Origin of the sequence: Halobacillus kuroshimensis DSM 18393, assembly GCF_000425705.1 — a bacterium.
Classification (GTDB): domain Bacteria; phylum Bacillota; class Bacilli; order Bacillales; family Halobacillaceae; genus Halobacillus; species Halobacillus kuroshimensis.
The window spans coordinates 353331-379138 of sequence record NZ_AUDY01000009.1; the positions used below are offsets into that span (position 1 = coordinate 353331).

General features: G+C 47.6%; 24 protein-coding genes. All 24 read left to right on the plus strand.

Annotation, left to right across the window (positions count from 1 at the left end; translation table 11 throughout):
- Window positions 1-8 precede the first annotated feature (8 nt).
- Complete coding sequence (locus tag H615_RS0109675) at window positions 9-1241, plus strand: acyl-CoA dehydrogenase (RefSeq protein ID WP_027954957.1); 1233 nt, start codon at window positions 9-11, stop codon at window positions 1239-1241.
- Window positions 1228-2001: an SDR family oxidoreductase gene (locus H615_RS0109680; RefSeq protein ID WP_027954958.1), complete on the plus strand. Its 774-nt coding sequence runs from the start codon at window positions 1228-1230 to the stop codon at window positions 1999-2001. Before H615_RS0109675 ends, H615_RS0109680 begins: the two co-directional genes overlap by 14 nt.
- A gap of 15 nt (window positions 2002-2016) precedes the next feature.
- Window positions 2017-3192, plus strand: coding sequence for a thiolase family protein (locus H615_RS0109685; RefSeq protein ID WP_027954959.1), 1176 nt, complete (start codon window positions 2017-2019; stop codon window positions 3190-3192).
- Window positions 3193-3260: 68 nt separating this feature from the next.
- Window positions 3261-3830, plus strand: a complete 570-nt coding sequence (locus H615_RS0109690) for a TetR/AcrR family transcriptional regulator (RefSeq protein ID WP_027954960.1) — start codon at window positions 3261-3263, stop codon at window positions 3828-3830.
- A gap of 62 nt (window positions 3831-3892) precedes the next feature.
- Complete coding sequence (locus H615_RS0109695; protein WP_035531805.1) at window positions 3893-4306, plus strand: acyl-CoA thioesterase; 414 nt, start codon at window positions 3893-3895, stop codon at window positions 4304-4306.
- Window positions 4303-5064: an SDR family NAD(P)-dependent oxidoreductase gene (locus H615_RS0109700; protein WP_027954962.1), complete on the plus strand. Its 762-nt coding sequence runs from the start codon at window positions 4303-4305 to the stop codon at window positions 5062-5064. Before H615_RS0109695 ends, H615_RS0109700 begins: the two co-directional genes overlap by 4 nt.
- Window positions 5065-5111: 47 nt before the next feature.
- A complete protein-coding gene (locus H615_RS0109705) occupies window positions 5112-6791 on the plus strand; it encodes a long-chain fatty acid--CoA ligase (RefSeq protein WP_027954963.1) in 1680 nt (559 codons plus the stop codon).
- A 64-nt stretch (window positions 6792-6855) separates the two neighbouring features.
- Window positions 6856-7719 (plus strand): branched-chain amino acid ABC transporter permease, encoded by an 864-nt coding sequence (locus H615_RS0109710; protein WP_027954964.1) that lies wholly within the window; start codon window positions 6856-6858, stop codon window positions 7717-7719.
- On the plus strand, window positions 7720-8742 hold the full coding sequence (locus tag H615_RS0109715; protein ID WP_027954965.1) for a branched-chain amino acid ABC transporter permease: 1023 nt from the start codon (window positions 7720-7722) through the stop codon (window positions 8740-8742). It abuts the gene before it with no gap.
- A gap of 2 nt (window positions 8743-8744) precedes the next feature.
- Entirely contained in the window at window positions 8745-9509 is a 765-nt protein-coding gene (locus H615_RS0109720) for an ABC transporter ATP-binding protein (RefSeq protein WP_027954966.1), read from the plus strand.
- Entirely contained in the window at window positions 9502-10209 is a 708-nt protein-coding gene (locus H615_RS0109725) for an ABC transporter ATP-binding protein (RefSeq protein ID WP_027954967.1), read from the plus strand. Before H615_RS0109720 ends, H615_RS0109725 begins: the two co-directional genes overlap by 8 nt.
- Window positions 10210-10269: 60 nt before the next feature.
- Window positions 10270-11493, plus strand: a complete 1224-nt coding sequence (locus H615_RS0109730; protein ID WP_027954968.1) for an ABC transporter substrate-binding protein — start codon at window positions 10270-10272, stop codon at window positions 11491-11493.
- A 76-nt stretch (window positions 11494-11569) separates the two neighbouring features.
- Window positions 11570-12721, plus strand: a complete 1152-nt coding sequence (locus H615_RS0109735) for an acyl-CoA dehydrogenase family protein (RefSeq protein WP_027954969.1) — start codon at window positions 11570-11572, stop codon at window positions 12719-12721.
- A gap of 16 nt (window positions 12722-12737) precedes the next feature.
- A complete protein-coding gene (locus H615_RS0109740; RefSeq protein WP_027954970.1) occupies window positions 12738-13925 on the plus strand; it encodes a thiolase family protein in 1188 nt (395 codons plus the stop codon).
- A gap of 29 nt (window positions 13926-13954) precedes the next feature.
- Window positions 13955-14734 (plus strand): enoyl-CoA hydratase/isomerase family protein, encoded by a 780-nt coding sequence (locus H615_RS0109745; protein ID WP_027954971.1) that lies wholly within the window; start codon window positions 13955-13957, stop codon window positions 14732-14734.
- Window positions 14735-15049: 315 nt separating this feature from the next.
- Window positions 15050-15487, plus strand: a complete 438-nt coding sequence (locus tag H615_RS0109750; RefSeq protein WP_027954972.1) for a MarR family winged helix-turn-helix transcriptional regulator — start codon at window positions 15050-15052, stop codon at window positions 15485-15487.
- The gene (locus H615_RS0109755; RefSeq protein WP_027954973.1) at window positions 15474-16682 is read left to right on the plus strand and encodes an MFS transporter; all 1209 of its coding nucleotides are present in this window, start codon (window positions 15474-15476) and stop codon (window positions 16680-16682) included. The genes H615_RS0109750 and H615_RS0109755 overlap by 14 nt, the downstream gene beginning before the upstream one ends.
- A 385-nt stretch (window positions 16683-17067) precedes the next feature.
- Window positions 17068-17754, plus strand: a complete 687-nt coding sequence (locus H615_RS0109765; protein WP_027954974.1) for a DUF4867 family protein — start codon at window positions 17068-17070, stop codon at window positions 17752-17754.
- On the plus strand, window positions 17751-19508 hold the full coding sequence (locus H615_RS0109770) for a solute:sodium symporter family transporter (RefSeq protein WP_027954975.1): 1758 nt from the start codon (window positions 17751-17753) through the stop codon (window positions 19506-19508). Before H615_RS0109765 ends, H615_RS0109770 begins: the two co-directional genes overlap by 4 nt.
- A 12-nt stretch (window positions 19509-19520) precedes the next feature.
- Window positions 19521-21572 (plus strand): alpha-glucosidase, encoded by a 2052-nt coding sequence (locus H615_RS0109775; protein ID WP_027954976.1) that lies wholly within the window; start codon window positions 19521-19523, stop codon window positions 21570-21572.
- A gap of 75 nt (window positions 21573-21647) precedes the next feature.
- Entirely contained in the window at window positions 21648-22991 is a 1344-nt protein-coding gene (gene sftI, locus H615_RS0109780; RefSeq protein WP_027954977.1) for a sulfoquinovose isomerase, read from the plus strand.
- 12 nt (window positions 22992-23003) lie between these two features.
- Window positions 23004-24170: a diphosphate--fructose-6-phosphate 1-phosphotransferase gene (locus H615_RS0109785; RefSeq protein WP_027954978.1), complete on the plus strand. Its 1167-nt coding sequence runs from the start codon at window positions 23004-23006 to the stop codon at window positions 24168-24170.
- Window positions 24160-24891, plus strand: a complete 732-nt coding sequence (locus tag H615_RS0109790; protein ID WP_035531810.1) for a GntR family transcriptional regulator — start codon at window positions 24160-24162, stop codon at window positions 24889-24891. Before H615_RS0109785 ends, H615_RS0109790 begins: the two co-directional genes overlap by 11 nt.
- A 15-nt stretch (window positions 24892-24906) precedes the next feature.
- Complete coding sequence (locus H615_RS0109795) at window positions 24907-25797, plus strand: class II fructose-bisphosphate aldolase (protein ID WP_027954980.1); 891 nt, start codon at window positions 24907-24909, stop codon at window positions 25795-25797.
- Window positions 25798-25808 lie beyond the last annotated feature (11 nt).

A 25808-nucleotide genomic window follows, 5' to 3' on the forward strand; every position in this document is an offset into this window, starting at 1 on the left:
GAAGAGCGATGTATTTTGAGCATTCTGAGAAAGTAAAAGAGCTGCAGGAGAAACTGACGACATTCATGGAGGATCACATCTATCCGAATGAAGCCTTGTATGAGGAGCAATTGAAAAAGGAAGACCGCTTTTCTGAAATTCCTAAGATTATGGAGGAACTGAAAGCGAAGGCAAAAGAAGAGGGATTGTGGAACTTATTTCTCCCTGAAAGTGAATACGGGGCCGGGCTCACCAATATGGAATATGCCCCGCTGTGCGAGATTATAGGGCGTTCGGCGATTGCACCAGAAGTGTTCAACTGTGCTGCACCGGATACAGGCAATATGGAGGTGCTCGTCCGCTACGGGACAGAGGAGCAGAAAAAGCAGTGGCTTGAGCCATTGCTGCGCGGGGAAATCCGTTCCTGCTTTTCGATGACAGAGCCGGATGTCGCTTCTTCCGATGCTACAAACGTGCAGACGAGTATCACGAAAGTCGGAGATGAGTACGTCATTAACGGGACAAAATGGTGGTCGTCAGGTGCCGGGGACCCCCGCTGTAAAATCAGTATTGTTATGGGGAAAAACGATCCGGATGCCGCGCGTCATGAGCAGCAGTCGATGATCCTCGTACCGCTGGATTCCGAAGGGGTGACGATAAAGCGCTTACTTCCTGTGTTCGGCTATGATCATGCCCCACATGGGCATGCGGAGATTGAATTCAAGGATGTGCGTGTACCGGCCTCCAATCTGCTGTGGGATGAAGGGAAAGGATTTGCCATTGCCCAGGGCCGGCTTGGACCGGGGCGGATTCACCACTGTATGCGTACGATCGGTGCAGCTGAGCGGGCGCTTGAGCTGATGTGTGAACGTGTGCAAAGCAGGCAGGCTTTTGGAAAACCGCTGGCTGACCAAGGGGTGGTCCGGGAGTGGATTGCAGATTCCCGGATTGAGATTGAACAAGCTCGCCTGCTTACATTAAAAGCGGCCTACATGATGGATACGGTCGGCAACAAGGAAGCTAAATCTGAAATTGCCATGATTAAGGTGGTGGCCCCGAACATGGCGTTGAAAGTCATTGACCGCGCCATACAGGCCTTCGGTGCGGCCGGTGTAAGCGGAGATTTTGAACTGGCAGCGAACTGGGCCAACATCCGTACATTACGACTGGCGGACGGGCCTGATGAAGTCCACCGCCGGGCGATCGCCAAATATGAACTAGCCAAAGACTATGGAAGGAATGCGGTCCATGCACGCCAGTGAGCTGTTCGATCTTACAGGTAAAGTAGCTGTCGTAACAGGCGGTGGACGGGGCCTGGGCAGACAGATGGCCGAAGGTCTGGCAGAATCCGGGGCCCATGTGGTCGTTTGTTCAAGAAAGTATGAGCCCTGCCTGGAAGTGAGTGAGCGGCTAAAAGAGCACGGAGGCGATTCTCTTGCCTTCGCCTGTGATGTGACGGACCCGGATTCTGTTCAGAAAGTCGTGGACAAAACGATGGATCACTTCGGGAAGATTGACATTCTCGTCAACAACAGCGGGGCCACATGGGGGGCTCCTGTCGAGGACATGCCCCTGAGCGCGTGGCAGAAAGTATTCCAAGTGAATGTGACCGGCACCTTTCTCATGTCACAGGCGGTCGGTCGTGTCATGCTGGAGCAGGAGGAGGGGGCCATCATTAACATCTCCTCTGTCGCAGGCATGAAAGGATCGGACCCGGAGTATATGGATACGATCGGCTACAATTCCAGCAAGGGTGCTGTTTTAACCTTTACTAAGGATCTGGCTGTGAAATGGGGGCCGCGGGGCATCCGCGTCAATGCCATAGCGCCGGGGTTTTTCCCGACCAAAATGTCAGAAGTACTTATGGAGCGCAGCAGTGAGGCGTTCTTGAAGAACACCCCGCTCCGGAAGTTTGGAAGTGAAGATGATTTAAAAGGTGCGGTCATTTTTTTAAGTTCCAAAGCAGCGAAACACATCACCGGTGATGTCATCATCGTGGATGGTGGATCGCATGCCATGTAAAAAAGGAGGATGCTCATGAGTAACCGTGAAGCCGTCATTGTTTCAGCCGTCAGAACAGCCATTGGCAGACAAGGGGGGACCCTGGCATCTATACCGGCTCATGTACTTGGAGCCGAAGTCATCAAAGAAGCCGTCAATCGTTCAGGTGCATCCCCCGGGCATATTGAAGACGTCATCTTTGGAAACGTGTTGAGCGGTGGCGGAAACATAGCGAGACTTTCAGCTTTGCAGTCCGGGTTATCAATGGAGCTTCCCGGCCTGACCGTGGACCGGCAGTGTGGGTCGGGCTTGAATGCCATCCACCTGGCTGCCCAGGCCATTGAAGCCGGGCATGGGGATATTTATGTCGCAGGGGGAACGGAGAGTATGAGTCGGGCGCCGTACTTGATGGATAAGCCTGCTCGGGCCTACAGCCCGTCCCCGCCGAAATTCAGAGGGTCGCAGCTTTCACCTGAGGAGATCGGGGATCCTCCAATGGGAATAACAGCCGAAAACCTGGCCGAAAACTATCATATCTCCAGAGAAGCCCAGGATCAGTTCGCACAGACGAGTCAGGAGCGAATGGCGGCGGCTGTAGAAGACGGACGTTTTGCTGAACAGATCGTTCCCCTTCACATCCCTGTGAAAAAAGGGGACCCGGTGGTTTTTGATAAAGATGAGCACCCGCGCCCAAACTCTACGCTTGAGGGCATGGCGAAGCTTCCACCGGCTTTTCGGAGTGAAGGGTCCGTGACGGCAGCCAACAGCTCAGGGTTAAATGATGCGGCTTCAGCTCTTACGATCATGTCTCAGGTAAAAGCGGAGGAAATTGGAGCTTCTCCTATGGCTAAAGTCCTCGGCTGTACGGTTGCAGGTGTTGACCCGAACCTTATGGGCATCGGTCCGGTGCCGGCAGTAAAGAAAGTACTGGAGAAGACAGGCTTATCGCTGGAGGATATGGACGTCATCGAAATCAACGAGGCTTTCGCTGCTCAGGTGCTGGCCTGCCAGGCGGAGCTGAACATGGATATGGATATAGTGAATGTGAACGGGGGTGCCATTGCCCACGGTCATCCGCTTGGCGCTACCGGGGCAATCCTTGCAGTAAAAGCCATTTATGAACTGCAGCGGCAGAAATCCTCTTATGCGCTGGTGACGGCTTGTATCGGCGGCGGGCAGGGAATAGCTATGATTCTGGAACGTGCAAAATAAGGTCTCTTTCATAAAAAACGGGGATGTTATAATAAAATCACTTCCCAACATGAAAGGACACGGTATCTATGAAACAGGAAATCATTCAAACAAGTATTCATTTATTTGATAAAAAAGGCTTCACCGAAACGTCTCTCCAGGAAATCGTCGAGGAGATCGGCGTGACAAAAGGAACATTTTATTACTACTTTAAAAATAAACAGGAGCTGCTGACAGATATCCATCTGGATTTCATTGAATTCCTGCTCGGAAACCAGCAGAAAATTCTAAACGACACCCAACAGGATTCCAAGGACAAACTGCACTCGATGATTTTCATGGTGCTGGACAGCATCAAGTACAGGAAGAAGAGTGCACGGATCTTTTTCCGTGAAATGCGCAACCTCGGCCCTGATTATTTAGAACAGATTGTAGAAAAAAGGGACCAGTTCCGCGTCAACCTCCAACAGCTGGTGGAAGAAGGAATCGAAAAGGGAGATTTCCAAAGCAGTCTGGATCCGAACATGGTGACAAGAGGAATCCTTGGAATGACGAACTGGAGTTATTACTGGTTTGACCCGGACCGGGAAGTGTCGGCTGAAGAACTGACGAACATATACTTGTCGATGATCTTAAATGGAATCAGCTCCAAGGAATGATCAAGCCTTTTTCGTAAGGCTTCGGCATTCACATACTGACTGGTAGGAATGGATGGTGTGAGATGATTTATAAAACCACGGTAGGGATCAGGTTTTCTGAAACGGATATGGCCGGTCATGTGAATAACACGAGTTATTTCATTTATTTGGAGGAAGCGCGGGGAAAGTTTTTTCGGGACTTGTTTCACTCCCAGGAGAATACGCTCGGCCGATTTATCCTCGCGTCAACGAAGTGTGATTTCATCAGTCAGGCCTATTTCGGACAGAACCTGCTCATCGAAACGACGATTTCAAAAATTGGAAACTCCAGTTTCACATTTTCCCACCGCGTTTATGTTGAAGGCACCGACCAGCTTGTAGCTGCATCGGAAGCGGTGGTTGTCCATTTCAATTATGAAAGGCAGAAGAGCGAAGCCCTGCCGTCGGAATGGCGGATGATGCTTGAGGATTACGTAAAAAAGGGGGTGAACCTTTGAGCCGTTTTACAAACAAAGTGGCCGTTGTAACAGGAGCGGGCAGTGGGATCGGGGAGCAGACAGCCAAAAAGCTTGCCCGTGAAGGAGCGTCTGTCGTGCTTGTCGGGCGGACAAAGGAAAAACTGGAGCGGGTGGCCGCTGACATTCTGGAAAACGAAGGGGCAGAGGTCTTTGTTTTCCAGGCGGATGTGAAAAGCGAGAACCAAGTAGGCGCACTTGCTTCCTTCGTCAAAGAAACGTTTGGGGATCTGCATATCCTTGTGAACAATGCGGGAACATCGGGCAATGCGACGATTATGGATCTTGGTGCTGATGAATGGGACAGGATTCAGGAAACGAATGTCAAAAGTGTGTTTCTGACCTCCAAGGCGCTTGGGAAAATTATGATGGAAGGTTCGGAGGGTGCACGGGCCATCGTCAATGTGGCATCCCTTTCCGGCCATAAGGCAGGAGCGAAAATCCCGCATTACAGTTCATCGAAAGCGGCGGTGATTCATTTTACACGCTCCCTTGCCCTTGAATTTGCTGAAAAAGGGATCCGCGTCAATTCCGTATCACCGGGATTCGCTGAAACCCCGATGACGGCGGATGGTCTGAAGAACAAACGCTTTGAAGAAGCTGTCAATCGCAATACAGCCCTTGGAAGAGTCGGACAGCCGGAGGAAATCGCCAGCGTCATCTGTTTTGCTGCCTCCGATGAAGCCTCTTACATGACAGGTTCAGATCTTCTTGTTGATGGAGGCTGGCTCATAAAGTAGTCTGTCCACATTTTTTGGTAACGCTTACATTAAAGAGGAGTGATCTCATGCTGACCAAGCATTATGATTTCTGGCCGACGTTAACGAAGACACTCACGATTCCTGAAACAACACTCTACGATAACCTGCGTATGTCCGCGGAGCGCTATCCAACCCATGAAGCGATTCACTATTATGGAACAGGCCTTTCCTACGGGGAATTGAAAGAGCAGGTAGACCGCCTTGCCGGATACCTTCAAGTTCATTTGAACGTGGACAAGGGTGATAAAGTCTTGTTGTTCATGCAGAATTCTCCGCAGTTCATTATCGGGTATTATGCCATTTTACGAGCGGGAGCGGTCGTTGTACCGATTAACCCGATGCTGAAGACGAATGAACTGGAGTTTTATGTGAAAGATGGTGCCATCAATCATGCCCTTGCTGGTCAGGAACTGATGGATGTAATCGAACCGCTCTTGGAATCGACATCCCTGTCATCTATTGTAGCCGCGGCCTACTCTGACTATGTGAAGGAATCCGGCAGCGTGGACCTGCCGCCGGAAGTGTCGGCTGCTAAACAAGTGTATACCAGAGAGGCCGTTCACGTATGGTCAGAGGCTCTTGCCCTGCATGTGCCTGCCAGAGACGTCGTGGCGAGTGCCGATGATCTCGCCGTCATGCCGTATACGTCAGGAACGACCGGACTTCCCAAAGGCTGTATGCATACCCACAGGACCGTCCAGGCGAATACACTCGGTGCCTATTACTGGTCGCGCGTGACGATGGATGCCCGCTCTCTCGGGACGCTTCCACTGTTCCACGTCACCGGTATGGTCCACAGCATGCACATGCCGATTTACAGCGGAAGCACAATGGTACTTATGACGCGTTGGAACAGGGAAACTGCCCGGCAGCTCCTGCGCAGTGAGCAGTGTACACACTGGGTGACGATCAGTACGATGCTTGTGGATTTTCTGGCAAACCCTGAACTGCAGGCCGGGGACATGGCTTCCCTTCATGGCATATCCGGAGGGGGCGCTGCTTTCCCGAAGGCACTTGGCGAAAAATTGTACAAGCTGACAGGCCTTGAATTTGTGGAGGGCTACGGACTTTCAGAAACGATCGCCCAGACCCACTTCAATCCGCAGGAGCGGCCGAAAATGCAGTGCCTCGGCATCCCTTCCTTTGATGTCGATTCCAGAATCATCGACCCAGGGACGCTTGAAGAAGTGGGCGTCGGGGAAATTGGTGAAATTGTCGTCAATGGCCCCCAGGTGATGACCGGGTATTACAACCGGGAGGATGAAAACGAGCATGCGTTTATCGATATTGAAGGGAAGTCCTTTTTCAGAACTGGAGATATTGGACGCTATGACGAAGAGGGCTACTTTTTCATGGTCGATCGTCTGAAGCGGATGATCAACGCATCCGGCTACAACGTATGGCCGACAGAAGTCGAGTCTGCGCTCTACGATCATCCAGCAGTCCAGCAGGCGTGTGTCGTCGGGGTTCCTGATCCGAGAAAAGGAGAGGAAATCAAAGCATTTGTCATTTTGAATGACGGCGTTGAAGGAGAGATCACAGAAGATGCGATCATTTCCTGGGCCAAAGAAAAGATGGCTGCCTATAAATATCCACGCAAGGTGGAATTTGTGGAGGCATTCCCGATGACCAACAGCGGGAAAATCCTCTGGCGCAAGCTTCAGGAACAGGAACGGCAGAAGGCAGAAACGGGGCCACTGGAATAAAAACACCCGGTCCCGGAAAATCCGGGACCGGCCGCTTTTAAATTGAAGGTAAAGGGGACGTTCCATGGATATCTTCATTCAGCAGGTGTTTAATGGTTTGACGATTGGCAGTGTCTACAGTCTGGTGGCGCTTGGTCTGACACTTGTGTACGGCATCCTTCACATTCCGAACTTTGCCCATGGCGCACTATACATGCTGGGTGCGTACATAACATTGACGATGATGCTTTTGTGGGGCATCCATTACTGGATTGCGATGGCTGTATCGGTTCTTGTTGTCGGTCTGCTTGGTGTGTTAATGGACAGACTGGTGTTTCACCCCCTTCGTAATGCACCGCCGATCCATGACAAAATTGCGGCTATCGGTATTCTATTGTTTCTTGAAGCCTTTGCCCAGCTGATCTGGGGAGCAGACTACCGTACGATGGAAACGCCATATGGTCAGGTCGTCAACCTTTTCGGAATGACCGCAACGACGCAGCGTGTCCTCATTAATATTGGAGCTGTCGTCGTCATGATTCTGCTTTATTTGTTTTTGAAAAAGACGTACGCCGGCTCCACGATCATTGCTATGGCACAGAACCGCGAAGGCGCCAGTCTTGTCGGCATCAACACAAGCCGGGTCGCCATGCTGACGTTCATGCTGTCCGGGGGACTGGCTGCTGTTGCTGCTTCTTTATCCGCACCCATCAACCTTGTATTTCCCGGTATGGGGCATCTCGTCATTTTGAAAGCTTTTGTCATTATTATTCTTGGTGGGATGGGCAGCGTACCCGGAGCTATTTTAGGTGGGTACATTCTAGGGTTTACCGAAAGTCTTGGAGCCACGTATATCTCCAATGACTATAAGGATATCATCGCCTTTTTAATGCTTGTGATCATTCTGTCGATCAAGCCTAAAGGATTGTTTTCAAGGGAGGGCTTTTAATTGGTCTCACTTCTGAAAAACAGGGGATGGATCATAGGGTTTATCGCTGCCGGCGTTTTATTTCCCTTTGTTCTGCCCAACGCTTATTTTCTGCATATTTTAACGCTCGCCTTTATTTGGATGATTGCTGTTTACGGTTTGAATCTACTGGCCGGTTATACCGGTTATTTGTCCCTGGCTCATGCTGGATTTTTTGCCGTCGGTGCCTACGGGTTGGGATTGTTGACGGTCAAGACAGGAATGAACTACTGGCTCGCGCTCATTCTGGCCTGTTTAATCACAAGTGCTGTCGGATTGGTCGTCGGTCTCGTTGCCTTAAGGACGAGGGAGCACTTTTTTGCCATCTATACGCTTTGTGTCGGATATATCATCTACCTCATCATCGACAAATGGGACAGCTTAACCGGCGGTGTACGCGGGTTGATCGGCATCCCTGAACCTTCCAATATCGGACCCATATCCTTCCAGACGCCGATTTCTCAATACTACTTAATTTTTGCTTTTCTTCTGTTCACGATTCTGGTTATGTACCGGATCGTCCATTCCTTGACCGGCCGGACTTTTATAGCGATCCGCAACAGTGAAGACCTGGCCCGCACCCTTGGCATATCTACAATGAAAAATAAACTGATGGTTTTTGTCCTCTCGGCGTTTTTCGCCGGACTTGCCGGGGCTTTATATGCTTCCTTCATCCGCTTCATCGGTCCGGACATTGGTTATATTACAATTATTTTTGACCTGCTGACCTATCTGTTGGTCGGCGGTATCGGAACACTCGCAGGTCCCATTGTAGGAACCTTCCTCATTGTCGCCTTGTCCCAGTCGCTGCAGTTTCTTCAGGATTACCGGATGCTCATCTTCGGCCCACTCTTAACCTTATTGATTATTTTTTATCCGCGTGGAATCGCTGGAGCCTATCATGACTGGCGTTTGAAACGGAAGTCTGCTCAGCGGACGCGTCCGCAGAAGGAGCAGGAGTACTTTGAGACAGAAGAATCGGAGAAACAGGTGAAGGAGGGATGAGCATGTTGATGGAGACAAAAAAGCTGACGAAGCAGTTTGGTGGTCTTACGGCTGTCAACGACGTGGATTTTACGATCGAAAAAGGGAAGATCAATGCGATTATCGGACCGAACGGAGCCGGAAAGTCCACCTTTTTCAACCTGCTGAGCGGTACGTACACCCCTTCCGCCGGTCAGGTGTTTTATAAAGGACAGGATATTACGAAACGGCCGCCGGATAAAATCGCAAGGCTTGGCGTTGCCCGGACGTTTCAGACGACGCATTTGTTTGAAGAATCCACCGTGCTTGATAACGTGATTGTCGGTCACCGCCTCCGGACGTCATCGAACTTATGGGATGCCGTATTCCGTACAAGGCGTTTCAAGTTTGAAGAAAAGAAGTGTCGGGATAAAGCGATGGAAGTATTGGAATTCGTCGAGCTCACACATGTCATGGACGAGCAGGCGGGAAGCATCACGCAGGAGGAGAAGAAGCGGGTGGCCTTCGCCCTTGCCCTTGCCACGGATCCCGAAGTCGTCTTTCTGGATGAACCGACAGCAGGTATCAATCCCGGGGAAACCGAAGGGCTGGCCTCTCTGATGGAAAAAATGGTGCAGCGGGGCATTACCGTCTGCTTGATTGAGCACAAAATGAAAATGATCATGAAGCTTGCGGACAAAATCATGGTTTTGAATTATGGAGAAAAAATCGCAGAAGGAACGTCTGAGGAAATCATGAACAACCAAGCGGTCATCGAAGCTTACTTAGGAGGCGGTGCGAGTGCTTGAGTTAACCGATGTTTCGATTCAGTATGGATCTTTTACCGCTGTGGAAAACATTAATATTCACGTAGGAAAGGGAGAGCTCGTCGTTCTGCTCGGTTCAAACGGTGCAGGAAAAAGTTCGACGTTTAACACGATCAGCGGACTGCAGAAACCGAGTGCCGGAACTATTGTTTTCGAGGACCGCCCGATTCAAGGGGCTGGCCCTGATAAAATTGTCCGGTCAGGCATTGTCCAGTGCGCTGAAGACCGGAAGCTCTTTCCGCAGATGACAGTCAAGGAAAACCTGGTGATGGGAGGCTATGTGCATCGGAGGAAGCGGAAGCAGGTGAATCAGTCTTTGCAGGATGTCTTTGAACTGTTCCCGATTTTACAAGAGAAAAAGGATCAGCCTGCAGGCTCCTTAAGCGGCGGACAGCAGCAAATGCTTGCGATCGGGCGTGCGCTCATGGCTCAACCGAAGCTGTTGCTGCTGGATGAGCCTTCCATCGGACTCGCTCCGCTGATTGTCGAGCAGATGTTTGAGGTGATACAGAAAATCAATCAAGACGGAACGACGGTCCTGCTCGCCGAGCAGAATGCATTCGCCGCTTTGAAAATTGCCGACCGCGGCTATGTCTTTGAGAGTGGATCCGTCGTTGTGGAGGGGACAGCAGAAGAACTGCTGGCAAACGATACGGTACGTAAAGCTTATATCGGAGCCTGATGGCAGCGTTCTGCTTTTGTTTGGTCTGCAACAAACATTTCATATCTAGGGGGATCTCTTATGAAAATGATCAAAGGTTCAGCTGTTTTCCTATTGGCCGTCCTGCTTCTGCTTCTCGCTGGCTGTATTGATAATCCATCGAACCAGTCCACAAGCGGAGGAAGCAGTGAGACTGAATCCGAAGCACCGGAAGTTGAAGAAGGAGAGGAAGTTGTCAGTATCGGCTACAGTGGTCCATTGAGCGGTCCGGCTGCCTATTACGGCGAGCGTACATTAAATGGACTCAAGCTGGCTGTTGATGAAATCAACAACAATGGCGGCTTTGAGATTGAAGATCAGACGTACAAGTTCAACCTCGTATCGCTGGATGATAAGTACCTGCCGAATGAAACCGCAGCCAATGCAAAACGCCTGCTTCAGGAAAACGACACTCCGGTCATTTTCTCTCCACACAGCGGCGGAATCAAGGCAATGCAGGTATTTAACGAACAGGAGAACTTTTTGATTGGTGCCTATACGAGTGAGCCTGCCGTTACAGCTGAAGGAAACACGTTAACCGTACGTGTACCTCCAAGCTATGATGGCTATCTTGAACCATTCACATCCTATGCGATGGAAAACCACGGCATGAAGCTGGCCGCCCTGCCAACATCCTCTCAGTACGGGAAGGACTGGACAGAAGCGATCGTGCCTTACTGGGAGGAACAAGGCGGAGAAGTGGTGTACAATTCCTCGATTGATTTTTCCAAGGATACCGACTTTTTCACCCTTGTGACCAATGCCTTGAAGGAAAATCCTGACGTTCTGTTCATCGGAGGTCCCTCTGAACCGACCGCTAAAGTAGCGAAGCAGGCCAGGGAACTTGGATTCGAAGGCGGGTTTATGATTATGGACCAGGCCAAGCTGGATGAGATGGAGGCGGTTACCGGATCGTATGAATCATTGGAAGGGTCCGTCGGGGTTCTGCCACTGGCCAATTCCGAATACCCGGGGACGCCCGCTTTTATCGAAAAATATAAAGAGGAGCACAATGAAGTGCCGGGATCTGAAGCAGGGTACCATTATGTAGCGATGAACATTTTGATGGAAGCGATGAAGGCGGCAGGCAGCGTCGATGATCCGAAAGCCATCCGTGACCATATACAGGACGGCCTTGATGCCCTGCCGGAAGAAAAAGAAGTGTACACCATTGAAGAGATCGGGGAAGATGGCGGGTTTGCGACGGATTTAAGCATTGCTGCTGTGGAAAATGGTGAAATCGTAACGATTGAAGTCAACGATTGATGGTACCTGACAACCTGGCGGTGACTCCTATAGCATCGCCGGGTTTCTTTTTTCAAGGAGGAAGGAGAGGCGAAAGATGGATTTTCAACTGGACGAACAGACGACGGCGTTGAAAAAGAGTGTCAGAGCTTTTGTACAGTCAGAAGTGGAAGCGGCTGCCGCCGTCATTGAAAAGGAAGATCATATTCCTGAAGCGATTATGAAAATGTCCCGCGACCTCGGATTGTTCGGATTAAGCATCCCGGAGGAATACGGCGGATTAGGCATTTCAATGGTCGGAAAATGTGCCTTGTATGAGGAAATCGGAGCGACCCACAACGGATATACAACAGTGATCGGCGCTCACACAGGTATTGGCAGCGTGGGAATTGTCGAGCTTGGGACTGAAGAGCAGAAAGCTAAGTATCTGCCGCCAATGGCAGCGGGGATATCACTGGGGGCTTTTGCCCTGACTGAGCCTGGAGCAGGATCCAACGCCAGCGCTCTAAAGACAACGGCGGTGAAACAAGGAAGCCGCTACATTCTGAACGGGACGAAGCAATACATTACGAATGCAACGGTGGCAGATGTGTTTACGGTTATGGCCGTTACCGATCCGGAAAAAGGGGCAAAGGGGATCACTTCGTTCATTGTAGAAAAGGATTTTCCCGGTTTCAAGGTCGGAGCTGTGGAACCGAAAATGGGCCTGCACGGCTCTCAATCAGCCGAAATCATTCTCGAAGATTGTGAAGTCCCGGAAGAAAATGTGCTTGGAAAAGAAGGGGAAGGGTATGTGAATGCCTTGAAGATTCTTGCCAACGGCCGTGCCGGACTTGCCGCAAGGAACCTGGGCTCCTGTCAGAAACTGCTCGACATGTCGATGCAGTATGTAGAGGAGCGCCAGCAGTTCGAGGTCCCGATTATCGAGCACCAGGCGGTCGCCCATATGATATCGGAAATGGCTGTGGAAATCGAAGCGCTCCGTTCCTTTACGTACCGGGTGGCGTGGATGGTGGATCAAGGGAAAAAGGTCATTAAAGAAGCCGCCATGCTGAAGCTTTATGGATCGGAAGTGTATAACCGCGTGGCGGATAAGGCGGTTCAGGTGCACGGAGGGATCGGCTATATCTCAGATTATCCGGTGGAACGCTTTTACAGAGATGCGAGAATTACAAGAATTTATGAAGGGACTTCAGAGATTCAAAAGAATATCATAGCCGGGCAGCTGCGGAAGGAATATGCCCGCTGATGGATGGAGGGATCCAATGAACGAGGAAATCGTCATCGTCAGTGCTGTTCGGACTCCTGTCGGCCGATATGGCGGTTCGCTGAGGAATGAATCTTCCGGCCATCTCGCATCTCACGCGATCAAAGGGGCGGTATCCACGGCCGGGCTGAAGGGGGACGATATCAGCGAAGTGATTCTTGGAGAAGTCCGGCAGACGACAGAAGCATCGAACGTGGCCCGTGTGGCTTCTTTGAGAGCAGGAATTCCTGAATCATCCCCGGCATACACGATCAATCGGTTGTGCGCATCCGGTATGGAAGCGATCGCTTCTGGTGTCCAGCAGATTGTCTTTCAACAGGCAGATATTGTAGTGGCGGGCGGCACAGAGAGTATGAGCCGCGCACCTATATATTTAAGACAGGCAAGGTTTGGGGAAGGAGCCCCTGTCTTAGTGGACTCCCATAAGGAAGCCGGTCAGCAGCCAAAAGAAATGTACGGGCCTGACCTCGGGATGGGTATAACCGCTGAAAATGTCGCCGAACGCTATGGGATCTCAAGAGAAGATCAGGATTTATTTGCGCTTGAGAGCCAGCGGCGTGCTGCTGCTGCTGCAGTGGAGGCAGGGGTTTTTTTAGATGAAGTGATTCCTTATGAAGTGAAAGGTAGAAAAGGGATTCAAACGATCAAGATTGATGAGCACCCCCGACCGGAAACGACAAAGGAAAAGCTGGCTTCTCTACGTCCGGTGTTTAAGGATAACGGCACAGTAACCGCCGGCAATTCCTGTGGACGTAATGATGGGGCCTCAGCTGTTGTCATGATGACAAGGGAAAAGGCAGATGAAATGGGGTGTGTCCCCCTTGTCAAAATCACGGACTGGGCGGTGGCTGGTGTCTCCCCGGAAGTCATGGGAATCGGTCCTGTACCCGCTGTCCAAAAGCTGATGGACCGCACAGGCTTGAGTCTGAAGGATATCAGGTTGATAGAGTTGAATGAAGCTTTTGCTGCCCAGGCACTTGCCGTTATCCGGGAGCTGGAAGTGGATTCTGATATCGTGAACGTCAACGGCGGAGCGATTGCTCTAGGCCATCCCGTCGGGGCAAGTGGGACCCGGATTGTGACGACGCTGATTCATGAAATGAAGCGGAGAAAGGAAAGGTATGGACTCGCTGCGTTGTGTGCAGGTGGCGGTCAAGGAATGGCCATGCTGTTTGAACGTGTTTAAGGAAGGAATCTTAGAAAGGGAGCGGTGTTGTGGAATATCAAAACATAGCGTATGTGAAAGAAGATCGTCTCGCTTATATTGTTATTAATCGTCCTGAGGTCCGGAATGCCTTAAGTCAGGCCGTGCTCGATGAAATGGAGGACGCGCTGGGCCGGGCAGAGGGAGATGATGACGTAGGCGTCGTCATTTTCACCGGACAGGGAGAGAAAGCATTTGCCGCCGGCGCTGATATTCAGCAGCTGACCGAAGCGGAAGCGGTGGATGCATTGAAGAGCGGCGATATGCAGCAGTTGTACGATAAGATCGAAGCTTACCAAAAGCCGACGATAGCCATGGTCAATGGCTTTGCGCTTGGTGGCGGCTGTGAACTGGCGATGTGCTGTGACATCCGTATCGCCTCCATCCACGCTTCCTTCGGTCTTCCTGAATTGTCATTGTCCATCATCCCGGGCGCCGGAGGTACCCAGCGCCTGACCCGTTTAGTGGGGAAAGGAAAGGCATTGGAAATGATTTTGACAGGGAAAAGAATATCCGCAGAAGAAGCCCTGGCGATCGGTCTTGTCACGAAAGTGGTTACGCCGGAACGACTGCGCACAGAGGTCGAGGACACATGTGCCAGCATTCTGGCAAAAGGCCCACTCGCCGTCCAGCTCGCAAAACTTTCGGTTCATATGGGAGCAGAAACTGATATGAAGACGGCATTAATGCTGGAACGTCTCTCTCAGGCGGTCCTGTTCAACTCAGAGGACAAAAATGAAGGGGCACGGGCATTTCTTGAAAAAAGAAAGCCTTCTTTTGAAGGCAGATAACAGGAAAGGGCGGATTTCCGCCCTTTTTGTGATTTCCAGAGGATTTCCCGGGAAATATGAATCAGGCATCAGGAGTGATTTAGTAATTGGTTGATATAATTCCATTTTGACCGATATATTTCAAATTTGGCTGATATAATCCCAATTTAATTGATATATTCAAAAACTAATTGATATATGGATAAAAAAATGGATATCCAGCGCCTCTAACACTCAGTTCCTCATTCTTCCTACCGGTTTACAAAACTCCCCACAACCTTTAAAATCGTCTGTATGCCAAATACTTACCTAAGTAAATAATTAAGGGGTGATAGGATGGAACGCTCCGATCATAATATTCTCCACCTGTTAAATCAGCAGGTGCGGCGGTTGAACCAAAGGATGAATGAAAAACTGAAGGAATACGATTTGTACATGTCGCAGTGGGTGATCATATATACGCTTCATACGATGGGGCCGATGACGCAGAAAGAAATCTGGCAGTATTTGAATGTGGAAGCTCCGACGGTTACAAGGACCATTACCCGTTTGGAGGAAAAGGGGTGGCTCGTCCGTAAGCAGGGAGCCGATAAGCGGCAGCGGATCATTCACATATCTCCAGAAGCAGAACAGCTCAGAGATGAGATATCTACGAGTATTCGAAAGTATGAAAACGAGCAGCTGCTTGGGCTTACGAAAGAGGAAGAACATCAGCTCCGGCATCTTTTAGAAAAAATGATGATGGAGGAGGGGGATCTTAATGCAGAAGACTAATCAGCCAATTTGGACGAAAAACTTTATCAGTGTATCGCTGACGCACTTTTTTGTGTTCGTCACGTTTTACGCTCTGCTTACCACCCTCCCTATTTACGTGATCGATGAACTTGGCGGCAATGAGGCCCAGGGTGGTCTCGTCGTCACCGCCATTATGGTGGCAGCCATTTTGATCCGGCCGTTTTCCGGTAAATTTTTGGAGAAGACGGGTAAGAAAAAAGGACTTATTGCGGCGGCCTCCCTTTATTTGCTTACCATGATCTTTTATCTGACGGTCTCTGAATTTGAAGGACTGATGGCCCTGAGGTTTATTCACGGTCTGTCCTTCGCCGTTGTAACGACAGCAACGGGAGCTATTGCGGCAGATGTTGTTCCCGCACAGAGACGCGGAGAAGGACTTGGATATTTTGCGATGTCCATGAATGTGGCTGTCGTTGTCGGTCCGTTTGTCGGTCTTTCCATTCTTCAGGCGGCACCTTTTGAGACTTTGTTTATCGTTTTAAGTGCGTTTATGCTGCTTGGTGTAATTAGTTCATTGATGATTCGTTCTTCAGGTGAAAAAGCCGTACAGAAGACTGAACAGAAAGCAGCAAAGGTATCTTTCCATGATTTATTTGAAACACGAGCCCTGCCGACGGCCTTGATTGCCAGCCTTGTTGCTTTTTCCTATTCCAGTATCGTGTCGTTTATATCCGTATACGCGAATTCACTAGGGCTCGGAGGCGTATCCAGTTACTTCTTTGTCGTCTTCGCTGTCGTGATGATTGTTTCACGCCCTTCTCTCGGCCGGGCGTTTGATAATAAAGGACCGAGCATTGTCATTCTGCCGAGTCTGCTTATTTTTGCAGGAGGCTTGATCCTGCTTGGGTACATCGATTCCTTATGGGGAATGCTGCTGGCCGGAGCCATCGTCGGACTTGGTTATGGATCACTGCTTCCGAGTTTCCAAACGATGGCTGTCCAGTCTGCTCCAGAGCATAGGAGCGGCCATGCTACAGCCACCTTTTTCATGATGTATGACACCGGAATAGCAGCAGGATCTTATGTTTTAGGGCTGATGGTTTCCATGACAAGTTTCAGTGTGACCTATCAGATCAGCGGGATTCTCGTTCTTCTAGTACTCGGAATCTTTTATTATGCTTATACACGCCAACAGAAAACGCGGATGGTAAAAGAGAGAGCTGAAGAAGTCTGATGCGGCAGCTTTTTCTATAAAAAGCATCTCATTTGGCTACACTGAAAACAAAGAGGTGGTCAAATGATGAAAGAAGAAGGGAACTTCACGAAGGGACTGTTTTGGGCGGTTTTGTTATCGGTTCCTTTGTGGGGATTGATTTTCACAGCAGTCTATATGTTAATAAATTAAATTGATTTTAAAGCAGGGCCCCTGACAGGGGTCCTGCTTTTTCGTAATTATGAACGCTGATAAAGTTCTTTTCCATTTCTTTGATTCATCTTTATTTACCAAATATTTTAAAAATTATACTTGCTTTTCTGTATGCGCTTCCATTAGAATGGATAACAACAAAAGGTACCTATGTATTTTTAAAGGTAGTTATCTTTTAATGGGGAGGAACAATATGCTAAAGACTATTCAGAAGTGTAATGAAGGTATGGAAATCCACCATATTGATGAGGCGTCCTTCCACTTGTTTGGAAGAGTGCATGAGAATTTTCCAAAAGATCGTTTACTAGACAAAATGAAAGACGTCTCTATTCCAGCGGAAGGGAATGTCTACGAACCCGCTAATCTAAGGTTGGAAACAGCAGGGGATAAAGAAAAAATTGAGAACTTCTACTATGGTGGGATGCCTGTCCAGATTGGTTTTTGTGTTGGTAAGAACTCACATTTAGGAGGGTTGGAATTCCACAAGGGAAGCGAATTCAACATAGCTGTCACTGATATGATTCTTTTAATAGGTCATTTTAATGATATAAAAGATCATACGTTTTCAACAGAGCATTTAAGGGCGTTTTACGTGCCTGAGGGTTATGTAGTCGAATTGTTTCAAACCACCTTACACTTAGCTCCTTGTAAAGTATCTGAAGAAGGGTTTAAAACGATTGTTATTCTTCCAGAAGGCACAAACACCCCTTTAAATGATTCAGCTGTCGAGCAGGATCTCCTTCTATTTAAGAAAAATAAGTGGCTGCTATCCCATAAGGATCATCAGCGTTTTGTATCTGAAGGAGCCCATGTTGGTATAAAAGGTCCTAACGTTTTTGTGAATTATTTAATGGAGCGAGAGGGAGGAAAGCAGCAATGAATCTCTTTTTTACACTGATTACATGTGTCTTGTTCATGGGTTTGGTTGGCTGGGTGTCTTATCGAAAAGCCAAGGGACAGGTGAATGATTCCGACGGATACTTTCTAGCGGGAAGAGGCTTGACAGGCGGATTTATTGCAGGAAGTCTCCTGCTCACAAATTTGTCTGCTGAACAATTAATAGGGTTGAATGGTCAGGCCTATCGTACAAATCTTTCAAATATGGCCTGGGAAGTAACCGCTCCCATTGCAGTCATCATTATGGCTTTGGTCTTACTTCCGAAATATCTGGGTGGTGCATTTTCAACGCTTCCTGAATTTTTAAGTACCCGCTTTGATGATGGGGTAAGAAGGTATATCGTTGTTCTGTTTATGCTGGGGTATGCGTTCGTGACGATTCCTTCTGTTCTTTATTCAGGTGCACTGGCTGTTTTAAAACTATTTGATGTTCCTTCACTTTTAGGTATATCTTTTGAGTCATCGGTATGGCTGGTCATATGGGTCATCGGTATTATCGGTGCTGTTTATGCTATCTTTGGTGGTTTAAGAGCCGTAGCTGTGTCTGACACATTAAATGGAATCGGCCTTTTGCTGATCGGTTTGATGATTCCTGTTATCGGATTGTTTGCCCTTGGAGATGGAAACTTCTTTAGAGGATTTGAAACGATGGCCACAGAAAATGCTGATAAGTTGAATGCTATTGGTGGAAAGGAAGACTCTGTACCATTTTCAGCAATTTTTACAGGAATGATTTTCATGAATATGTTTTACTGGGGAACGAACCAGTATGTCATTCAGCGGGCTCTCGGAGCTAAAAACCTTGCTGAAGGTCAAAAAGGGGTTCTGTTTTCAGGTTTTTACAAGCTCCTCGTTCCAATTTTAATGATGATTCCAGGTGTTATCGCTTTTCATTTGTATGGTTCCGGATTTAAAACCGTCGATTTAGCTTACCCAACTATGGTTACTAATTTGATGCCGACCATTTTCTCCGGATTGTTTCTTGCAGTGCTGCTCGGCGCGGTCTTCTCCAGCTTTAACTCATTGTTGAATTCTGCTGCGACCATGTTCGCTCTGGATGTTTACAAGCCAGGCTTTAAACCGGATGCATCCGATGAGCAGTTGATTCGGGTTAGTAAATATTTTGGAACCATTCTGGCTTTGGTGTCCTTTTTTATTTCACCGATGCTGATGAGTGCACCGGATGGCCTTTGGGACATCATCCGTAAGTTTACTGGTTTCTTCAACATTCCAATCATTGCTATTGTCCTTGTAGGGATTGCATCGAAATTTGTCCCCCCTCTGGGAGCAAAAATAGCTGTCATCTTTCATGTAGTGACCTACTATATGCTGGTATGGGGTTTAAATCAGTTGTTTGGTATTGAAATTACCATGAACTTTATCCATATCTCTGCTATTCTTTTCTTCATCGAAGTAGGAATTATGCTGGTTGTGGGATATATACGGCCGCTTTCAGAACCGTATTCTTTCAAACATGCACCAAAAGTGAGCATGGTACCATGGAAGTACGCGATCCCTACAGCTATTATTCTCTTAAGTTTAATTGTATTCGTTTACATTACCTTCTCTCCAATAGGATTGGCATACCCGGATGCTGTCGTTTCGTCATGGTTCTGGGCAGCGTCAGGCGGTTTAATTGGATTGACAACTGTAACCTTAGTATTTGCTCTGAAAAAGTGGGACAAGAAGTATGATCAAGTTTTAGAAAATCAAACCAAAAAAGCGGCAAATTTATAGGAGGTACCAATTATGCAGACTAAACTAAAGCAAGGATTGGACATTCACACTAATGGGGGAACCTTTGAGGTTACATTGGACAGTAAATCTATTTTTAAGCATTCCCCAGCTTCTCCATGTTTATATGTCGGAAGCGGGGAAGAGACTATTGAGATGTATCGAGGGAATTATCATATTGAAGATTATGTTGTGGAAAGGTTCGGGTTGAAGACCTACGAAATAAGCCGAAAAAGAGATGATGGTTTTCAAATAGACTTTAAAAGAACGCCTGCAGACACAGAAGTGTTAACAGTGGATTTCCTCTACAAAGACCATAATTTAAAACTAACTTTTTCTGGTGATCGTGAGACGTACAGCCGTTTTTGGATCCGGATTGCCGCTGATTCTGATGAGAAGATCTATGGATGTGGGGAGCAGATGTCCCATTTGAACCTGCGTGGAAAAAACTTCCCGTTATGGACTTCAGAACCTGGCGTAGGAAGAAATAAAAAGACGTATACGACATTTCTTGCGGATGTTCATGACAAAGCAGGCGGCGATTATTATCATACGAATTTTCCGCAGCCAACGTACCTTTCCTCTAAGAAATACTTCTGTCATGTCGATACGACAGCTTACGCAGATTTTGATTTCCGTAAAGATCAATATCATGAGCTGCAAATGTGGGAAGTTCCTGAACACATCATGTTTGAAACAGGAGCGGATTTTAAAGAGCTGGTTTCTCGTTTAACGAAGCATCTTGGAAGGCAGCCGGAGCTTCCAGAATGGACGTATGATGGAATATGGCTGGGGATGCAGGGAGGAACGGATGCTGTTCAGAAAAAAATAGATGAGGCCCGGGAAAAAGGATTGAAGGTGGGAGCTGTATGGGCTCAGGACTGGCAGGGGAAACGTTTCACTTCCTTTGGACGTCGGTTGAACTGGAACTGGCAGTGGGATGCGAATGAATATCCTGGTCTGGATCAAAAGCTTAAAGAATGGAAAGAGCAGGGCATTCGTTTTCTAGGCTACATCAACCCATATTTAATTCTTGATGGACCGCTGTATCAAGAAGCTGCTGCGAAAAACTACTTTGTGCTGAATCAAAAAGATGACATTTACCTAGTCGATTTTGGAGAGTTTGACTGTGGAATTGTAGACTTGACCAACCCAGACGCTTTCGAATGGTATAAACGTGTCATTCAAATCTATATGATTGATTTCGGATTAGATGGATGGATGGCGGACTTCGGAGAATACCTTCCGACAGATGCCAAACTCTTCAATGGTGAGCCTGCCATGCTGATGCATAATGCCTGGCCTGCGTTATGGGCCAGAGTTAATTTTGAAGCAGTCGATGAAGCTGGTAAAACAGAAGAAATTGTGTACTTCATGCGTGCTGGCTATACAGGAAGTCAAAAATACTGCCGTCTACTGTGGGCAGGTGATCAAAGTGTTAACTGGGATCTTGATGATGGAATTGCTTCTGTGATTCCTGCAGCTCTCTCAGCGGGGTTAACGGGGAATGGTCTTCATCATAGTGACATAGGCGGGTACACAAGTTTACATGGGAATAAACGCTCGAAAGAGTTACTATTGCGATGGCTTGAACTTGCTGCTTTCACCCCTGTCATGAGAAGTCATGAAGGTAACCGTCCAACAGACAGCCACCAGTATGATCGTGATGAAGAAACGATGGATGCTTTCGTACGCATGACAGATATTCATACCACATTAGCTCCTTACCTTAAAGAAATTGTGAAGGAGAATGCAGAAAAAGGAATTCCTGTCCAACGTCCTTTATTTATGGAGTTTGAATCTGATGAAAAAACTTATGATATCCAATACCAATACATGTTGGGGAGAGACATCCTTGTAGCTCCAGTTTATGAGGAATCTGTAAGTCACTGGCGTGTGTATCTCCCAGATGTAGTGTGGATTCATTTATGGACTGGAGAGGAATTTACAGGTGGGAATGTTGAAGTGGAGGCGCCGCTGGGACAGCCGCCTGTATTCTATAGAAAGGGATCTGAATATGCTGATCTCTATAAGAAAATAAAGGCAGAGTATACGATCGAAAAATAAAGGTAATAACCTTTGTTTAAAGGTAGGTACGTATGTTATGATGTTTTCAAACAGAGATAAAGGTGGGACAGATCAATGACTATGAAAGTGTTATATCTTCCAATTGGAAGAAAGACGTTTGATCTAGAAGCAGGAGAAATTCAAAGGGGAAAAAGTTCGGAAATGTTGAATGATCTTGGGGTTGAAGTAATTGAACCGGAGGGGATTCTTACTTCACCAGATGATTTGAATGATTTTTTGAAAGCGATTCCTGAAGAAGAGGTTGGAGTATCAATCTATCAAAGTGTCACATTCGCTGATGGAGAATTTGTCGAAACGTTGATCAAACAGGTTCAAGCACCGGTAATGGTATGGTCGATCCGCGAACCAAGCATCAATGGCCGTCTTCGATTAAATTCTTTAACTGGTGGTAACAGTACCAGTCACGTCCTGAAATGTGCCGGTCATCCGTATTCCTTTCTTTTTGGTAATCCCGAAGAAGCACAAATCCGTGGTCGTTTAACCAAATATTTAAAAGTCCAGCAGATGATTCAGGATTTACGAGAATTCAAGATTGGTGTCATTGGAGAACATCCTCCTGGTTTCTTCTTCTCCGGAACAGACGAAGAAATGCTTCACAAACAACTAGGTGTGGAAGTGAAGCAGGTTGATCTGATGAAAGCCTTTGAAGAATCTAAGAAACTAACAGAAGGAGAATGGGAGCATGCTGTCGACCGGGCGCAGCAGCAAGTCATTGGCTTAAATAGAAATGACGAAACGGTACAAAGGTTTGCTCAGTTCACAACGTATGTAGAATCCATCGTAGATAAGGAGCAGTTATCAGGATTAGCGATCCGCTGCTGGCCGGAATTCTTTAATGAACTGGGAGCGGCTGCGTGCTCCACACTTTCTCAGTTCACAGAAGATGGGATTGTTTCTTCCTGTGAATCAGATATACACGGATCGGTTTCTATGTTTATCCTTCAGCAATTAAGTGGAGGGAAATCTCCGTACCTGGGCGACATGGTTCACGTGAATGAAGCTAGTAATTCAGTAGTTTTCTGGCATTGTGGAGCGGGAGCCTACTCGCTTGCCCACCCGGATCAAGGGGCGAGACCCGGGGTTCATCCGAATCGTAAACTTGGATTTACAATGGAGTTCGGTTTGAAGCCGGGTCAAGTGACTATGTTCCGTGTCAGCTACACACCGGAAGGTTACCGGCTGCTTGTTATGCGTGGGAATGCCTTGGATACCCCTAAGCGGTTCAACGGGACATCGGTGGAAGTAGAATTAGAGACAGATATCAACGGCACCCTTTACAGTTTAATGGAAGAAGGGTTTGAGCCTCACTATGCTCTTGTTTATGAAGATGTCGTAGAAGAGCTTAAGGAACTGGGGCGTCAACTGGGTCTTGAAACCATCGTATATACAAAAGAATAAGGAGGACACCAGATGAAACACGTCGCAGTAGGACAGGCAGGGGGGCCTACAGCTGTTATTAATGCCACTCTGGCTGGTTTCGTGGACAGTGTAAAAGAGCGATGTCGATTAACCTTCATTGAAGGAGGATACAAGGGACTGGTGGAAGAAAACTTCCTGGCCGGAGATGAAGAAACGGTGGAATGGATTAAAGAAAACCGCTTTGTTCCAGGAGCCTGCTTACAATCAGGTCGTTACCCATTTGAAAAGGAAGAAATTTGTGAAGCCGTTCGTTCTCTTAAGAAGAACAATATCGATACGCTCGTGTTTATTGGAGGAAATGGCACAATGGAAGCCCTTTTCAAAGTAAAAAAAGAAGCTGAGCGCCAGGATTGGCCGCTTCAAGTCATTGGGCTTCCAAAAACAGTGGACAATGATCTTGGTGGAACGGACCATGCACCAGGGTTTGCCAGTGCAGCCAAGTACATTGCTAAAACGACCAAAGATTTAAGCAGGGACTTGTACGCTATGAAGAATTTCGAGCAGGTCCGGGTACTGGAAACGATGGGACGGAATGCCGGCTGGCTTGCAGCTGCGGCCGGCGCTTGGAAAGAGTATGAAGAAGAAGGGCCTCATTTTACTGCTCTTCCGGAACAACCCTTAAATCGCCATCAGCTGCTGAAGACCGTTCAACAGGCTCTGGATGACTTTGGATACGCTCTTATCGTTGTCAGTGAAGGTGTTCAATGGGAAGAAGGCAGCCAGATTGAGCTCAACCAAGTAGATGGAAGGACGGTTCTTGGGGGGATTTCCAAGCAGATCAGTGAATTTATTGGTGAAGAATTGAAAGTCAATACCAGAGCCGAATTACTGGGGATGAATCAGCGGGCCGACACTTCATCGTTGTCCACCACTGATTCGAATGAAGCCTATCGAATCGGAGAAGAAGGTGGGAATTGGGTCTTTCAGGAATATGATAAGGTGATGGCTGCTGTTGGGCGCAGATCAGATGTTTGTTATACAATAGAGATTATACCAGTGAAACTTGAGACAGTTATAGCTGAGGGTGAACGATTACTTCCAGCAACATTCATTAAAGACAGGAATGCCTATTATGAATGGCTGGCCCCTTTGATGGGAGGTGACCGTCCTACTTACCCTCCGCTTTCGAAAAGGAGAGTTCAATATAGTGAATACTAAAATTAACCCGAACAAAGATCTGGCCCTGTATTTACAATTGAAGGAATTGTTTATAGATCGAATTCAGAATGGTCAGTGGGAGGCCGATAAACTCATCCCTACGGAACAGGAACTTATGAAAGAATTTGATGTCAGCCGCACCACCATTCGTCAAGCTGTATCGATTCTGGTGCAGGAAGGATTGGTGGAAAAGAAACAAGGACGCGGTACCATAGTCAAGCCGCGGAAATTGAGTGGAAACCTAAGCCAGTTGAAAGGTTTTGCAGAAGAGGTACTGGAAAGAGGACAGACACCTCGTAGTAAGCTGATCCGCGCAGAATTCAAATCCAATCTTCATCACGAAAAATCTATGTTGGAGATTAAAGACGATGAACCTATCCTGCTTATCGAACGAATACGGATGGCCGATGAGATTCCTGTAGCACTTGAACGTACATGCTGGCCGAAAGAAATTGGTGAAATTCTTATCAAGCACAATCTTGATGAAGCACGATACTACGAAATTCTTGAGAACTATAATATCTATTTAAATAGAGCTAGTGAAAAAATAGCAGCGATTAATGCCACCATTGATGAAGCGGATGCCCTGGGAATAAGGGGAGGAGAAGCTTTACTTGAAATGACACGATTAAGTTTCGGAGTAAACGAACGCCCTATTGAGTATACGAAAACGAAATACCGCAATGATCAATATCATTACAGCCTTGAGCTGAAAAGATAAAAGGAGTGGTCTTCTGTGCCATTTGTAGATGGAAAAACTTTATTGACTCATGCATATGAGAATCAATACGGAATCGGTGCCTTCAGTGCTCATAACGCGGAAACAATTCTAGCTATATTAGATGCAGCTGAAGAAAAACAGTCCCCCGTGATGATTCAGATTGGACAGAAAGTGATTCAAACATTAGGACTAAAACCTATGAAAGAAATGGTAGATGCGTTTGCCAGAAATGTTTCTGTACCGGTCTGCATCCACCTCGATCACAGCCGGCAGTATGAACAGACAATGGAAGCTGTTCAGGCAGGGTTCCAGTCTGTCATGTTTGATGGATCCGGCTTAACATTCCAGGAAAATACGAGGATCACGAAACAGGTCGTTGAAACGGCACGGGCTCTTGGCATAGGCAGCGAAGGGGAAATTGGGAAAATTGGCGGAACTGAGGATGACATTACGGTAGATGAAAAGGATGCGTTGATCACAACGACAGAAGAAGCTCTGAATTTTGTAAATGAAACAGATGTTGATTATTTAGCGGTATCGATTGGTACGGCTCATGGGATTTATAAACGAACTCCGAACCTTCGGTTTGAACGGCTGAAGGAAATATCCCAGGCTGTGAAACGGCCGATAGTCCTTCATGGAGGTTCAGATGTACCGGATGAACAAGTCCGAAAAGCTATTACGATGGGAATCGCTAAAATAAATGTGGACACTGAACTGCGTCAAGCTTATACAAAGGGAATAAAGGAGTACTTGCGGGACCATCCCGATGATATTGTTCTGGCTGATTCGCTGGGTGCTGGACGAGAATATATGAAAGAAAAGGTGAAAGAGAAGATTGATGTTTTCGGTAGTGCTGGTAAGGCAGATCAATTTTCTATGAAGGAAAAGGTCGTAACGTTATAACATATAAGGAG

What these genes read in the sequence shown, in the direction of transcription:
- H615_RS0109695 (WP_035531805.1), top strand. Translation starts at nt 3,893, where the DNA reads ATGATTTATAAAACCACGGTAGGGATCAGGTTTTCTGAAACGGATATG.
- H615_RS0109735 (WP_027954969.1), top strand. Translation starts at nt 11,570, where the DNA reads ATGGATTTTCAACTGGACGAACAGACGACGGCGTTGAAAAAGAGTGTC.
- H615_RS0109755 (WP_027954973.1), top strand. Translation starts at nt 15,474, where the DNA reads ATGCAGAAGACTAATCAGCCAATTTGGACGAAAAACTTTATCAGTGTA.
- H615_RS0109710 (WP_027954964.1), top strand. Translation starts at nt 6,856, where the DNA reads ATGGATATCTTCATTCAGCAGGTGTTTAATGGTTTGACGATTGGCAGT.
- H615_RS0109775 (WP_027954976.1), top strand. Translation starts at nt 19,521, where the DNA reads ATGCAGACTAAACTAAAGCAAGGATTGGACATTCACACTAATGGGGGA.
- H615_RS0109680 (WP_027954958.1), top strand. Translation starts at nt 1,228, where the DNA reads ATGCACGCCAGTGAGCTGTTCGATCTTACAGGTAAAGTAGCTGTCGTA.
- H615_RS0109675 (WP_027954957.1), top strand. Translation starts at nt 9, where the DNA reads ATGTATTTTGAGCATTCTGAGAAAGTAAAAGAGCTGCAGGAGAAACTG.
- H615_RS0109685 (WP_027954959.1), top strand. Translation starts at nt 2,017, where the DNA reads ATGAGTAACCGTGAAGCCGTCATTGTTTCAGCCGTCAGAACAGCCATT.
- H615_RS0109705 (WP_027954963.1), top strand. Translation starts at nt 5,112, where the DNA reads ATGCTGACCAAGCATTATGATTTCTGGCCGACGTTAACGAAGACACTC.
- sftI (WP_027954977.1), top strand. Translation starts at nt 21,648, where the DNA reads ATGACTATGAAAGTGTTATATCTTCCAATTGGAAGAAAGACGTTTGAT.
- H615_RS0109765 (WP_027954974.1), top strand. Translation starts at nt 17,068, where the DNA reads ATGCTAAAGACTATTCAGAAGTGTAATGAAGGTATGGAAATCCACCAT.
- H615_RS0109690 (WP_027954960.1), top strand. Translation starts at nt 3,261, where the DNA reads ATGAAACAGGAAATCATTCAAACAAGTATTCATTTATTTGATAAAAAA.
- H615_RS0109750 (WP_027954972.1), top strand. Translation starts at nt 15,050, where the DNA reads ATGGAACGCTCCGATCATAATATTCTCCACCTGTTAAATCAGCAGGTG.
- H615_RS0109740 (WP_027954970.1), top strand. Translation starts at nt 12,738, where the DNA reads ATGAACGAGGAAATCGTCATCGTCAGTGCTGTTCGGACTCCTGTCGGC.
- H615_RS0109730 (WP_027954968.1), top strand. Translation starts at nt 10,270, where the DNA reads ATGAAAATGATCAAAGGTTCAGCTGTTTTCCTATTGGCCGTCCTGCTT.
- H615_RS0109785 (WP_027954978.1), top strand. Translation starts at nt 23,004, where the DNA reads ATGAAACACGTCGCAGTAGGACAGGCAGGGGGGCCTACAGCTGTTATT.
- H615_RS0109720 (WP_027954966.1), top strand. Translation starts at nt 8,745, where the DNA reads ATGTTGATGGAGACAAAAAAGCTGACGAAGCAGTTTGGTGGTCTTACG.
- H615_RS0109770 (WP_027954975.1), top strand. Translation starts at nt 17,751, where the DNA reads ATGAATCTCTTTTTTACACTGATTACATGTGTCTTGTTCATGGGTTTG.